Annotated in this window: 11 protein-coding genes and 5 tRNA genes; 6 read left to right on the forward strand and 10 right to left on the reverse strand. The window is 69.9% G+C overall.

Annotated elements, in window-relative coordinates; all coding sequences use genetic code 11:
- The first annotated feature begins 80 nt into the window (after positions 1-80).
- Positions 81-797, forward strand: a complete 717-nt coding sequence (gene ndgR, locus OG521_11165; GenBank protein ID WUW21316.1) for an IclR family transcriptional regulator NdgR — start codon at positions 81-83, stop codon at positions 795-797.
- Positions 798-890: 93 nt separating this feature from the next.
- Here the strand turns inward: ndgR and OG521_11170 are convergent, their stop codons facing one another.
- The gene (locus OG521_11170) at positions 891-1,388 is read right to left on the reverse strand and encodes a DUF4188 domain-containing protein (protein WUW21317.1); all 498 of its coding nucleotides are present in this window, start codon (positions 1,386-1,388) and stop codon (positions 891-893) included.
- 90 nt (positions 1,389-1,478) lie between these two features.
- On the opposite strand from OG521_11170, the gene OG521_11175 reads away from it, so the two are divergent.
- Positions 1,479-2,120, forward strand: coding sequence for a MerR family transcriptional regulator (locus tag OG521_11175; GenBank protein ID WUW21318.1), 642 nt, complete (start codon positions 1,479-1,481; stop codon positions 2,118-2,120).
- Between the two features lie 104 nt (positions 2,121-2,224).
- On the opposite strand, the gene OG521_11180 is transcribed toward OG521_11175, so the two are convergent.
- The 9 genes from OG521_11180 to OG521_11220 form a co-directional block, all read right to left on the reverse strand.
- A tRNA-Glu gene (locus OG521_11180) sits at positions 2,225-2,297 on the reverse strand.
- A 28-nt stretch (positions 2,298-2,325) separates the two neighbouring features.
- A tRNA-Gln gene (locus tag OG521_11185) sits at positions 2,326-2,397 on the reverse strand.
- 12 nt (positions 2,398-2,409) lie between these two features.
- Positions 2,410-2,482, reverse strand: a tRNA-Glu gene (locus tag OG521_11190).
- Positions 2,483-2,542: 60 nt separating this feature from the next.
- Positions 2,543-2,615, reverse strand: a tRNA-Glu gene (locus OG521_11195).
- A 35-nt stretch (positions 2,616-2,650) separates the two neighbouring features.
- Positions 2,651-2,722, reverse strand: a tRNA-Gln gene (locus OG521_11200).
- A gap of 85 nt (positions 2,723-2,807) precedes the next feature.
- Positions 2,808-3,527, reverse strand: a complete 720-nt coding sequence (locus OG521_11205; GenBank protein ID WUW21319.1) for an HAD family hydrolase — start codon at positions 3,525-3,527, stop codon at positions 2,808-2,810.
- A gap of 89 nt (positions 3,528-3,616) precedes the next feature.
- Positions 3,617-5,098, reverse strand: coding sequence for a glutamate--tRNA ligase (gltX, locus tag OG521_11210; GenBank protein WUW21320.1), 1,482 nt, complete (start codon positions 5,096-5,098; stop codon positions 3,617-3,619).
- Complete coding sequence (locus OG521_11215; protein WUW21321.1) at positions 5,091-5,867, reverse strand: fumarylacetoacetate hydrolase family protein; 777 nt, start codon at positions 5,865-5,867, stop codon at positions 5,091-5,093. Before OG521_11215 ends, gltX begins: the two co-directional genes overlap by 8 nt.
- Before the next feature lie 246 nt (positions 5,868-6,113).
- Positions 6,114-6,305 carry a hypothetical protein gene (locus OG521_11220; GenBank protein WUW21322.1) on the reverse strand — a complete coding sequence of 64 codons (192 nt, stop codon included), beginning with the start codon at positions 6,303-6,305 and terminating at the stop codon, positions 6,114-6,116.
- 577 nt (positions 6,306-6,882) lie between these two features.
- Between OG521_11220 and OG521_11225 the strand changes: the two genes are divergently transcribed.
- The 4 genes from OG521_11225 to OG521_11240 all read left to right on the forward strand — a co-directional run bounded on the left by OG521_11225 (position 6,883) and on the right by OG521_11240 (position 12,194).
- Positions 6,883-10,671, forward strand: a complete 3,789-nt coding sequence (locus OG521_11225; GenBank protein ID WUW21323.1) for a nitrate- and nitrite sensing domain-containing protein — start codon at positions 6,883-6,885, stop codon at positions 10,669-10,671.
- A 9-nt stretch (positions 10,672-10,680) separates the two neighbouring features.
- A complete protein-coding gene (locus OG521_11230) occupies positions 10,681-11,094 on the forward strand; it encodes a roadblock/LC7 domain-containing protein (protein WUW26645.1) in 414 nt (137 codons plus the stop codon).
- A gap of 130 nt (positions 11,095-11,224) precedes the next feature.
- Entirely contained in the window at positions 11,225-11,632 is a 408-nt protein-coding gene (locus OG521_11235) for a DUF742 domain-containing protein (protein ID WUW21324.1), read from the forward strand.
- Entirely contained in the window at positions 11,613-12,194 is a 582-nt protein-coding gene (locus tag OG521_11240) for an ATP/GTP-binding protein (GenBank protein WUW21325.1), read from the forward strand. Before OG521_11235 ends, OG521_11240 begins: the two co-directional genes overlap by 20 nt.
- Positions 12,195-12,515: the final 321 nt, after the last annotated feature.

A 12,515-nucleotide genomic window follows, 5' to 3' on the forward strand; every position in this document is an offset into this window, starting at 1 on the left:
GTGCGGCCGCCCCTACAGGTTCGCAACTTCCCCGGAAAATTGAACTTGCGTTTCACAGAGTGAGACGCGAGTATCGTCGTATGGACAACTCTAGCGGCGTCGGCGTTCTCGACAAGGCAGCTCTGGTATTGAGCGCCCTGGAGTCCGGGCCTGCCACCCTCGCCGGGCTGGTAGCGGCGACCGGGCTCGCACGACCCACGGCCCATCGACTGGCCGTGGCACTGGAACACCACCGCATGGTGGCGAGGGACATGCAGGGCCGTTTCATTCTCGGCCCCCGCCTGTCGGAGCTCGCCGCGGCGGCGGGCGAGGACCGGCTGCTCGCCACGGCGGGACCGGTGCTCACCCACCTCCGCGACATCACCGGCGAGAGCGCCCAGCTCTACCGCCGGCAGGGCGACATGCGGATCTGCGTGGCGGCGGCGGAGCGGCTGTCCGGACTGCGGGACACCGTGCCGGTCGGCTCCACGCTCACCATGAAGGCGGGATCCTCCGCCCAGATCCTGATGGCCTGGGAGGAGCCGGAGCGTCTGCACCGCGGCCTCCAGGGCGCCCGCTTCACGGCGACGGCGCTCTCCGGCGTACGGCGTCGGGGCTGGGCCCAGTCGATCGGTGAGCGCGAACCGGGCGTGGCCTCGGTCTCCGCTCCGGTGCGCGGCCCCTCGAACCGGGTCGTCGCGGCGGTCTCGGTCTCCGGGCCGATCGAGCGGCTGACCCGCCACCCGGGCCGGATGCACGCCCAGGCGATCATCGACTCGGCCGCCCGGCTGAGCGAGGCGCTGCGCCGCACGGGCTGAACCGGCGCCCGTCCCGCTTCCCCCAGCAGCCGCCCCAGCGTCGTGGCGGCCCCTTCTCCTTCTCCGGCCCCTCCGCGCCCGCCCCTCAGGGCCTCAACCGGCCGACGAGCGATGTGCGAAACGGTCCGCCGCACGGCGGCCCCGCCCCTCGATCGGCAGCGAACCGGTCGCCGCGGCCAGTCCGTACAACGGCATGTCGGCGTAGATGGACTCGTAGCCGCCCTCGGGCACCACATAGGTCTCGTGCCACAGCCCCACGTGCTGCCGGGACTTCTTCTCCTTGCGGTTGATCATCGCCCACGCCCTGCGGTGGAACATGTCGGGCGCGGCGGCGTACGCGTACAGCTTCTCCTTCGACTCCCAGTACTGGACGACGTAGTAGGTCCTGGGCGACCCGGACAGCAGGGTGCAGCCGAGCAGGCCCCTGCTCCTGTCCCGCCTCAACTCCCGGAGCATGCGCGGCATCGCGAGAAGCACGGGAAGCCAGTGGTGCACTCCCCGGAAGTGGTTGATGCGCATGCCGATCAGCAGGACCACCACATCACCCTCGGCCGCGGCGGTCGTCCGTCCCGGAATCGGTTTCGCAAACATGCGGGCCCCCTGGCACCTTGTTGGAGAGTGGAACTATCCAATGGTTGGATCGTGGCACCGCCCGGCGGGCGGCGCAAGGGAAGGGGCGGAATGCGACTCTCGGAACTGAGCGAGCAGAGCGGCGTCAGCACGGCGACGATCAAGTACTACCTGCGCGAGGGGCTGTTGGCGCCGGGGCAGCGGGTGAGCGCGACGCAGGCCGAGTACGACGAGAGCCATGTGCGCCGGCTGCGACTGGTCCGGGCCCTGCTCCAGGTGGGCCGGCTCCCGGTGGCCACGGCCCGGGAGGTGCTGAGCCACGCCGACGACGAGTCCCTCGGCCGGACGATCCGGCTGGGCGCGGCCCTCTGGTCGCTGCCGCACGGCCCGGACGCGGACCCGGAGGCCCCGGAGACGGCGGCCGCCACCGCGGAGGTGGACCGCCTGCTGGACCGGCTGGGCTGGACGACCGCCCGGGAGATCGGCCCCCTCTCCCCCTCCCACCGGTCGCTGGTGGCGTCCCTGGCGACCCTGATCCGGCTCGGCTACCCGTTCCGGGACGACTATCTGGCGGACCACGCCCGCCTCATGCACGAGGCGGCGGCCCGCGACCTGGACATGATGGAGACGTACCCCACACAGTCGGAACAGGTGGAGATGGCGGTCGCCTCCGCGGTGCTGTACGAACCGGTGCTCACCGCCCTGCGACGGCTGGCCCAGGAGGAGGAGTCGGCCAGGCGGTACGGCCTGTGAGCGCGGCGCGCGGACTCAGGCGGCCACCCGGGTCCCAACGCCCCGCGCACACACAGCAGAAGGCCCCTCACCGGAGTGAAGGGCCTTCGCCTGATGCTCTGTTGTACCCCCGACCGGATTTGAACCGGCGCTACTGCCGTGAGAGGGCAGCGTGCTAGGCCGCTACACAACGGGGGCTTGGATACTGCGACTTGCTGGTCTTGCGCTGGGCTACCAGGACTCGAACCTAGAATGACGGTACCAGAAACCGTAGTGTTGCCAATTACACCATAGCCCATGGTGTTACAAGTACCCCCGACCGGATTCGAACCGGCGCTACTGCCGTGAGAGGGCAGCGTGCTAGGCCGCTACACAACGGGGGCCCTAGCGATCCTGCATCAAGAACGTGGGTGCGACCCAGATGTTCTCGCGGGAAGGATCTGTACCCCCGACCGGATTCGAACCGGCGCTACTGCCGTGAGAGGGCAGCGTGCTAGGCCGCTACACAACGGGGGCTTGTTCCTGCAACTTGCTGGTCTTGCTGTCTTGCGCTGGGCTACCAGGACTCGAACCTAGAATGACGGTACCAGAAACCGTAGTGTTGCCAATTACACCATAGCCCACTGAAACGCAACCCCTTGGGGCCTTGTCCCTGTCTGCGCTTCCCGTCCGGATCTTTCGTCCCGCTCGGGCGGCGCAGGAAGAACATTACCTGAAGGTGTCCGGCGCTCCAAAACGGGTATTGCCCGCCAGCAGGCCGGGAAGCTGGTCGAGGGCCGTGATCCGGACGAGTTCGGGCCGTCCGCCCCGGCCGCGGCGGTCGAGCCAGACACCCGCGAGACCGGCGGACACCGCACCCCGGGCGTCGATGTCGGGTTCGTCCCCCACGTACACGACCTCCGCGGGCGGCAGGTCCAGCGCCTCGCAGGCGGCGTGGAAGGCCTCGGGGGCGGGCTTGGAGATGCCCAGCTCCGCAGCGCACAGGAGGGTCTCGAAGCGGTCGCGCACACCGAGCACGGTCAGTTTGTGGTGCTGCTGTTCGAGGGCGGAATTGGACAGCACGCCGTGCCGGTGGGTCCCGGCCAGGGCGTCGAGCACGGGAACGGTGTCCGGGAAGAGTGCCCAGGACGCTTCGTAGTGGGCGATGTGCCGGTCGAACCAGGCATCCGCCTCGGCGTCGTCCAGCGGGCGGCCGAGGAAGTCCCTGGCCCGGTCCCGGCGCTGGCCCTGCCAGTCGGTCTCACCGGCGGCGAACCGCGCCCAGTGCTCCCGGGTGAGCCGCTGCCAGGCGTCGAGGGCCTCGTCCGCCGATGCGTACCCCCCGGGCAGGCCCTCCGCCGCGAGGTGCCGGGTCATTCCGGCGGCGGCGGCGCTCGTGTAGTCGAAGAGCGTGTCGTCGATGTCCCAGAGGACGGCCCTGATCGGCATGATCCGACTCTACCCGCGCCCCACCCCACGCGGAGGGGCCCGGCAGCCGCTGTGTGCGGCTGCCGGGCCCCTCCGCGCGTGTACGGCGGTTACGACCGCTGCGCCGCCAGCTTCGCCAGTGCCGCGTCCACCCGGGCCAGCGTCTTCTCGCGGCCGAGGATCTCCAGGGACTCGAAGAGCGGCAGGCCGATCGTGCGGCCGGTGACGGCGACGCGGACCGGGGCCTGGGCCTTGCCGAGCTTGAGGCCGTGCTCCTCACCGGCGGTGAGGATGGCGGTCTTCAGGGCGTCCGCGTTCCACTCGGCGTCGGCCAGCTTGGCGCGGGCCGTGACGAGCAGGGCGTCGGAGCCCTCCTTCATGGCCTTGGCCCAGGACGCCTCGTCGGTCGCCGGCTCGTCGAGGAAGAGGAAGTCGACGTTGGCCGTGATCTCGGAGAGGACCGTGACGCGCGTCTGGGCGTGCGGGGCGATCGCCGCGAACAGGTCCGCGTCGAAGGCCTCCGGGGCCCAGGGGGCGAACGGCGCCTTCAGCCACGGGCCGCAGGCCTCGGTGAAGGTCTTCACGTCGAGCCGGCGGATGTGCTCGGCGTTGACGTGCTCACACTTCTTGAGGTCGAAGCGGGCCGGGTTGGCGTTGACGTCCTTGATGTCGAACGCGGCGACCATCTCGTCGATGTCGAAGATGTCGCGGTCCTCGGCGATCGACCAGCCGAGCAGCGAGAGGTAGTTGAGCAGCCCCTCCGGCAGGAAGCCGCGCTCGCGGTAGAGGTTGAGCGAGGCCTGCGGGTCGCGCTTGGAGAGCTTCTTGTTGCCCTCGCCCATGACGTACGGCAGGTGGCCGAACGCGGGGGTCTGCTTGGCGATGCCCAGCTCGATCAGCGCCCGGTACAGCGCGATCTGGCGCGGGGTGGAGGAGAGCAGGTCCTCGCCGCGCAGGACGTGGGTGATCTCCATCAGCGCGTCGTCGACCGGGTTGACCAGCGTGTAGAGCGGGGCGCCGTTGGCGCGGACGATGCCGTAGTCCGGCACGTTCTCCGGCTGGACGGTGATGTCGCCGCGGACCAGGTCGGTGAAGGTGATGGCCTCGTCGGGCATCCGGAAGCGGACGATGGAGGTGCGGCCCTCGGCCTCGTACGCCGCCTTCTGCTCCGCGCTCAGGTCGCGGCAGTGGCCGTCGTACCCGGACGCCTTGCCTGCGGCGCGGGCGGCGTCGCGGCGGGCGTCGAGCTCCTCGGTGGTGCAGTAGCAGGGGTACGCGTGGCCGGCGGCGAGGAGCTTCTCGGCGACGTCCTTGTAGAGGTCCATGCGCTGCGACTGGCGGTACGGGGCGTGCGGGCCGCCGGTCTCGGGGCCCTCGTCCCAGTCGAGGCCGAGCCAGCGCATCGCGCCGAGGAGCTGCTCGTACGACTCCTCGGAGTCGCGCGCCGCGTCGGTGTCCTCGATGCGGAAGACCAGGGTGCCCTGGTGGTGTCGGGCGAAGGCCCAGTTGAAGAGGGCTGTCCGGACCAGGCCCACGTGGGGGTTGCCGGTCGGGGAGGGACAGAAACGTACGCGTACGTCGGTGTTAGCCACGCTTGATCACCTTGTTGGTGAGAGTGCCGATGCCTTCGATGGTGACGGCGACCTCGTCGCCGACATGGAGGGGTCCGACCCCTGCGGGAGTACCGGTGAGGATCACATCGCCCGGGAGCAGCGTCATGGCTTCCGTGATGTGGACGACCAGGTCCTCGATCGAGCGGATCATTTCGCTCGTCCGGCCGAGTTGCCGTTGCTCGCCATTGACCGTGGCCTGGATGGCGAGGTCGGCGGGGTCGAGGTCGGTCTCCACCCAGGGGCCGAGCGGGCACGAGGTGTCGAAGCCCTTGGCCCGGGCCCACTGCTTCTCGCGCTTCTGGGCGTCGCGGGCGGTCACGTCGTTGGCGCAGGTGTAGCCGAAGATGACGTCCTTGACCCGCTCCCGCGGCACTTCGCGGCACATCCGGCCGATGACCACGGCCAGCTCGGCCTCGTGGTGCACCTCTTCGGAGAAGGAGGGGTACTCGATGGCGTCGCCGGAGCCGATCACCGAGGTGGTGGGCTTGAAGAAGGCGACCGGGACGTCGGGGACCTCGTTGCCGAGTTCCGCGGCGTGCTCCGCGTAGTTGCGGCCGATGGCCACGACCTTGTTGGGGAGCACGGGCGGCAGCAGCCGGACCTTGCTCAGCGGGACCTTGGTCCCGGAGAGCTCGAAGTCGGCGTACGGGATGCCCTTGATGATGTCGAGGACGAGACCATCGGGCCCGTCGCCCTCGACGGCGCCGAAGGCGACATTGCCGTCGATGGAGAACCTGGCGATGCGCACGGGAAGCTGTCGCCCCTCACTTGCTGGGTGGCTGAAGACTGATGCTCCAGGCTAGCGCCTCGCCCGGCGAGGTTTGCCCCGTTAGGAGCGCCGTCCGGTGCGTGCGATCGCAAGGCGCCGGAGCGTCCTCGTGGCGGAGCCACGTGGGCGTTTCGGCAACGCCGCGAGCGCGTGTGCCGGGCGGCGCGACGGGGCAAACCTCGCCGGGCGAGGCGCTGGCGCGGGTGAGGGGTGACGCTGCGCGGATTACTCCGCGGCGGCGGTGACGGCCGCGGGGGCCGTCATGAGGATGGTGCGGCGCGGGTTGGCCGTCTGCGTCGGCAGGGCGACTGCGTGCTCCGGCTGCTCCGGCGTCCGCAGCGCTTCGGCGTCCTTGAGGTGCGCCAGCGTGGTGCGCCGGGGGTTGGCAATGTTGCGGAACATCATCGTCGTCTTCATCTGCCGTACGGACCCTGTCGGTAGGGGCGCCACTCACGGGGGCGCCGGTTGTCGGTTCTGCCATCCCTGTAAAGCGTCAGGCTAAACATCCAATTCCCTCCGAAGGTCGTGAAGAGACGGCGATCATCATGTGAGTTTGCTCACGAAGCAGCCGACAATTACTCCAATTCGGGCGGCTCGCGTGGGTGGACGAAACGGTCATTGCATCCCTGAATCCACCATTCCGCTCCTGATCATGTCGACTGGGACACCCTCCACCCCCATCTGATTCACCCGTGATCGTCCGTTATGTCAGGGAAGGGTCTCCACGGCTTGTTACCCCTCCATCACAACGTGTCACGCAGGTCACAGCCCGGTACCTGGCCCTTGTTGGAGATCCGCCACTGTGCTGGAATTCCACGCACCGCCGCGGGTTTCAAGCCGGCGCGCAGGGGCGCAACGCAGCGCCGAGTGGCGGCGGGAAGGGGAAGAGCGCCGGTCACTCACGACCACCATGGGGCGGTACAACGCCCCACGACGCCGACACCGTTCATCCGTCCATGACGGAAGAACGCCTGGTCCAGAGGTTGCGACGCTAGTGCAGGGACGTTTCAAGAGGGATGGCAGCGCTGCGGCGGAACAGGAGCCGCGCGGCGGGACCGACCGCGGTTCCTCGCCCCAGCACGCCCAGAACCCCGGACCGGCCGCGGCCGGCGACAACAGCGACCGCGAGCGGCGGCCCGGCCCGGCGACGGGCGGTGGGTCCGATCCGGTGTCCGCGCTCAAGCCACGGGGCCCGGTCAACACCGGCTCCCGGGTAGCTCTCCGCAACTGGCGCATCAGCACGCGCCTGGTCTCCCTGCTCGCCCTCCCCGTGGTCGCCGCGACCACGCTGGGTGGTCTCCGTATCAATGACTCCATGAACGACATCCAGCAGCTGGAGCACATGCAGCTGCTGACCCGGATGACGAAGCAGGCGACCTCGCTGGCCCAGGCGCTCCAGGAGGAGCGCGACCGGTCGGCGGGACCGCTGTCCAACGGCGTGCCGGCGGACGACTTCAAGGTCACGGAGCCGCGGAAGAAGACCGACCGTGCGAAGAAGGCGTTCTTCAACGCGACGAACGACATCGGTGACACCACCGGTGACGAGGCGCTGGAGAGCATCCACTCCAGCATCCAGCAGATCGCCTCGCAGCTCGGCTCCATCCGCGACATCCGCAAGCAGGCGTACGCGAAGGACAGTCCGAGTCTCCAGACCGTCGACGCCTACAGCCAGCTGATCACCTCGCTGCTGAGCCTCTCCCAGGACATGGCGCAGGCGACCAGCAGCCCGGAGATGATCAAGCGGACCCGTGCCCTGGCGGCCTTCTCCTCCGCCAAGGAGTACGCCTCGGTCCAGCGCGCGATCATCGCCGCCGCGCTGCCGGGCGGCAACGACAAGCAGCCCCACCTCGACCGCAACGACCAGCAGTTCGGTCTGGCGGCCCAGCGCAAGGAGGACGCGGCCCGCCGCTCCTTCGAGGCGATCTACACCACCACGGGCAAGAGCGCCGACGAGCTGACCTCCACGCTCGACGAGGGCCAGCCCGAGATCAAGGCCGCCGACACCTACGCCAAGAAGGTGCTCGACAACGCGAACGGCATGGCCGGTCCCGGCGCCCGCCGTTCGTACATGGACTGGTACGACCAGGACTCCACCAAGATCCAGGCCATGAAGCAGATCGAGGAGACGCTCCTCAGCGACATGGAGGGCAAGGCGCGCGAACTGCGCGACGAGTCCCAGCGCGAGGCGATCATCTCCGGTGCGCTGATCCTGCTCGTGCTCGGTGTCTCGCTGGTCGGCGCCTTCGTCGTCGCCCGGTCCATGATCCGCTCGCTGCGCCGGCTGCAGGACACGGCCACGCGCGTCGCCCAGGACCGGCTGCCCGAGCTCGTCAAGCAGCTGTCCGAGGCCGACCCGCAGGATGTGGACACCTCCGTCGAGTCGGTCGGTGTGCACTCCCGTGACGAGATCGGCAAGGTGGCCGCGGCCTTCGACGACGTGCACCGCGAGGCCGTCCGTCTCGCCGCCGAGCAGGCCCTCCTCCGGGGCAACGTCAACGCGATGTTCACCAACCTCTCGCGCCGTTCGCAGGGCCTCATCCAGCGTCAGCTCTCACTCATCTCCGAGCTGGAGTCGCGCGAGGCCGACCCGGACCAGCTGTCCTCGCTCTTCAAGCTCGACCACCTCGCGACCCGTATGCGCCGTAACGGCGAGAACCTCCTCGTCCTCGCGGGCGAGGAGCCGGGCCGCCGGTGGACCCGTCCGGTGCCGCTGGTCGACGTGCTCCGTGCCGCCGCGTCCGAGGTGGAGCAGTACGAGCGCATCGAACTGGCCGCGGTGCCCGCGACCGAGGTCGCCGGCCGGGTCGTCAACGACCTCGTGCACCTCCTCGCCGAGCTGCTGGAGAACGCCACGTCGTTCTCCTCGCCGCAGACGAAGGTCCGGGTCACCGGTCACGCGCTGCCCGACGGCCGGGTGCTGGTCGAGATCCACGACACCGGCATCGGCCTCTCCCCCGAGGACCTCGCGGCGATCAACGAGCGGCTCGCCTCGCCGCCCACCGTGGACGTCTCGGTCTCCCGCCGCATGGGTCTGTTCGTGGTCGGCCGGCTGTCCCTGCGTCACGGCATCCGCATCCAGCTGCGCCCGTCCGACTCCGGTGGCACGACCGCGCTGGTCATGCTCCCGGTCGACGTCGCGCACGGCGGCAAGCAGCCGATCCCCAAGCAGGCCCCGGGTCAGCAGACCCCCGCCCCCGGCGGGCTCCTGGCCGGCGGCAACGCGCCCCGTCCCGGTCTCGACAGCGCGTCCTCGGCCCCGGCCGGGCGGCTCGCCGCCGGTCCCGGTGCCACGCGTGGCCAGGTCGGTGCGGGTTCCGGTCCGCGGGCGGCCCTGCCGGCCCGCGACGGCGGCGCCGGCCGGCCCCAGAACCAGCAGGGCCAGCCCGGTCAGCCGGGTCAGCAGAACGGCCAGCAGAACTCCGCGTTCCAGAGCCCCGGGTTCCCGGCCGACGGTCCGCAGGGCCGGCAGCCGGACGCCTCGCGCCCCGAGCCGCCGCGTCAGGGCGGCGGCCTCTCCGGCGCCTTCGGCGGCGGTGCCCGGCTGGGTGCCCGCGGCCAGGGTGACGGCGGGCGTACGGACTCGGGTCAGCCGAGCCTGTTCGACCAGAAGCGCCCGGAGCAGAACGGTCCCGGACGGCAGGCCCCGCAGCCCCAGCAGCAGAACCAGAACCAGGGTGGCCAGGGCGGTTTCCAGCAGCCCGGCCAGGGCGGTTTCCAGCAGCCCGGCCAGGGCGGTTTCCAGCAGCCCGGCCAGGGCGGTTTCCAGCAGCCCGGCCAGAACAGCCGGCAGCTGCCTCCGGTCGGCGGTCCGCGTGCGGAGCTTCCCGGTGGCAACCCCCAGCCGCAGCGCCCGCAGACCACCAGCTGGGGTTCGAACGAGGAGCCGCCCGCACCGCGGCGCTCCCCGCTCGACGCGCCCCGCGGTCACGAGGAGCCCGAGTCCACCGGACAGTTCCAGCGTCCGCTGAACCCGCCGCCGCTCAGCCCGCGTCAGCCGATGGACAACCAGCAGGGGCCCGGCTCCACCGCCGAGTTCGCCCGCCCGGACTTCTCGGGGCCGCCGCCGCAGCAGCGGCCGGTGCCGCAGCAGCAGGCGCCGGACCCGGCGAGCACCGCGCAGTTCGCCCGCCCGGACTTCGGTCAGCCCGCGCAGGGGCAGCCCGCCCCGCGCCAGCGCGACCGTGAGAACGGGGACTTCGGTGCTCCGCGTCCGCCCGTCGCGCCGGCCCCCGGCGGGGAGTACCGCCCCGCCCTGCCGCAGCAGCCGCAGCAGCCGCAGTCCGAGCTGCCGCCGGCCGGTCCGGGTGACGGCCGCACCCCGCTGTACGACACGCTGGAGACGAACTGGTTCCACGGACCGCAGCAGGGTGGCCAGCAGCCGCCCGCCGCACCGCAGGCACCTGCCTTCCCCCAGCAGCCCGCCGAGGAGCGTCCCGCTCCCGCCGCACCGCAGCGCGGTGCCGGTGACACCAACGGCGTCACGAGCTCCTGGCGCGCCTCGCCGAACGACGAACTCGTCCGGCAGGCGGAGCGGGTGAAGAAGCCCGCAGCAGGCGGAATAACCACGTCCGGTCTGCCTCGCCGGGTCCCGCGTGCCAATCTGGTGCCGGGCACCGCCCAGCAGCAGAACCACCAGTCCGGTCCCCAGGTGTCGCGTGCGCCCGATGATGTGCGCGGGCGACTGACCAATCTCCGCCGGGGCATCCAGCAGGGACGTCAGGCCAACAACGGCCCGTCGACCGGCAGTTTCCCTATCGGCCCCACTCACCAGCAGGAGCGTTAGTTGAGCCCGATGAGTCAGGCCGCGCAGAATCTGAACTGGTTGATCACCAACTTCGTGGACAACACCCCCGGGGTGTCGCACACGGTGGTGGTCTCCGCAGACGGCCTGCTGCTGGCGATGTCCGAAGGTTTCCCGCGCGACCGCGCCGACCAGCTGGCGGCCGTCGCCTCCGGTCTGACCTCGCTGACCGCGGGTGCCTCCCGGATCTTCGAGGGCGGCGCCGTCAGCCAGACCGTGGTGGAGATGGAACGCGGGTTCCTCTTCCTGATGTCCATCTCGGACGGCTCCTCGCTGGCCGTGCTGGCCCATCCGGACGCCGACATCGGTCTGGTCGGGTACGAAATGGCGCTGCTGGTGGACCGGGCGGGAACCGTCCTCACCCCGGACCTCCGCGCCGAGCTCCAGGGCAGCCTGCTCCATTAGGCGGCCGTGAACCGGTGACACAGACGATTAGCAAGACCGCACTCATCACTCGCCCGTCCGGCCGCTTACAGCCCCCCACCGGCCCCTTCAGACGGCAAGCCGACACCCTGCTGTCACGCCCGGAGGATTCATGACCCCGCCACCCGCCTCACCCGATCCGTACGGCGCGTTGAACCACGCGTCGTACGAAGGTGAAGGCGACCAGCCGCTGGTCCGTCCGTACGCCATGACCGGCGGCCGGACCCGACCGCGCTACCAACTAGCGATAGAGGCGCTGGTCAGCACCACGGCCGACCCCGCGCACCTGGGGACCCTGCTCCCCGAGCACCAGCGGATCTGCCACCTCTGCCGTGAGGTCAAGTCGGTGGCGGAGGTGTCGGCCCTGCTGTCGATGCCGCTCGGTGTGGCCCGGATCCTCGTCGCGGACCTGGCGGAAGCCGGCATGGTGGCCATCCACCAGCCGGGCAATGGAGAGGCCGGCGGCGCGCCGGATGTGACACTGCTCGAAAGGGTGCTCAGTGGACTTCGCAAGCTCTAGTGGCGGTGCGGCCCGGGCCACCACGTCGGCGAAGATCGTGGTGGCGGGCGGATTCGGCGTGGGCAAGACCACGTTTGTCGGTGCCGTTTCGGAGATCAATCCGCTGCGTACCGAAGCCGTGATGACGTCCGCCTCCGCGGGCATCGACGACCTGACGCACACCGGCGGCAAGACCACCACGACGGTGGCCATGGACTTCGGCCGCATCACCCTGGACCAGGACCTGATCCTGTACCTCTTCGGTACACCCGGACAGGACCGCTTCTGGTTCATGTGGGACGACCTCGTACGCGGCGCCATCGGCGCCGTCGTCCTGGTCGACACCCGGCGCCTCGCCGACTGCTTCCCCGCCGTCGACTACTTCGAGAACAGCGGACTGCCGTTCGTCATCGCCCTCAACGGCTTCGACGGACACCAGCCCTACACCCCCGACGAAGTCCGCGAAGCCCTCCAGATCGGACCCGACACCCCGATCATCACCACCGATGCCCGGCATCGCGGTGACGCCAAGAGCGGCCTGATCACGCTGGTGGAGCACGCGTTGATGGCGCGGCTCAAGTAGGCACAAGTCGGTATTGCCATACGGCAATTACAGTAGTCACACGGGGGTGGACTGTGTCCTTTGACACGATCCACCCCCGTATTCATAACGTTTCGAAAGAGAATTGCCCCACGGTCAGCACCCGATGCACACGATCGGTACCACTGTGCTCACATGAGCCCCGCCTTTTGGCGGGGCTCGTTCTTTATGCCCGTTTTATCTGAGGTCTGCGCCACTCGGAATCGCCCATTCCGACTGTTTGGAAGGCGGCCGGTAGCCGTGCTGCAATTCGACGAACTCCCGAGTAGTACGGCCCTGAACAAACACGGCACAACGTAGGTG

This window comes from Streptomyces sp. NBC_01463 (assembly GCA_036227345.1).
Classification (GTDB): Bacteria; Actinomycetota; Actinomycetes; order Streptomycetales; family Streptomycetaceae; genus Streptomyces.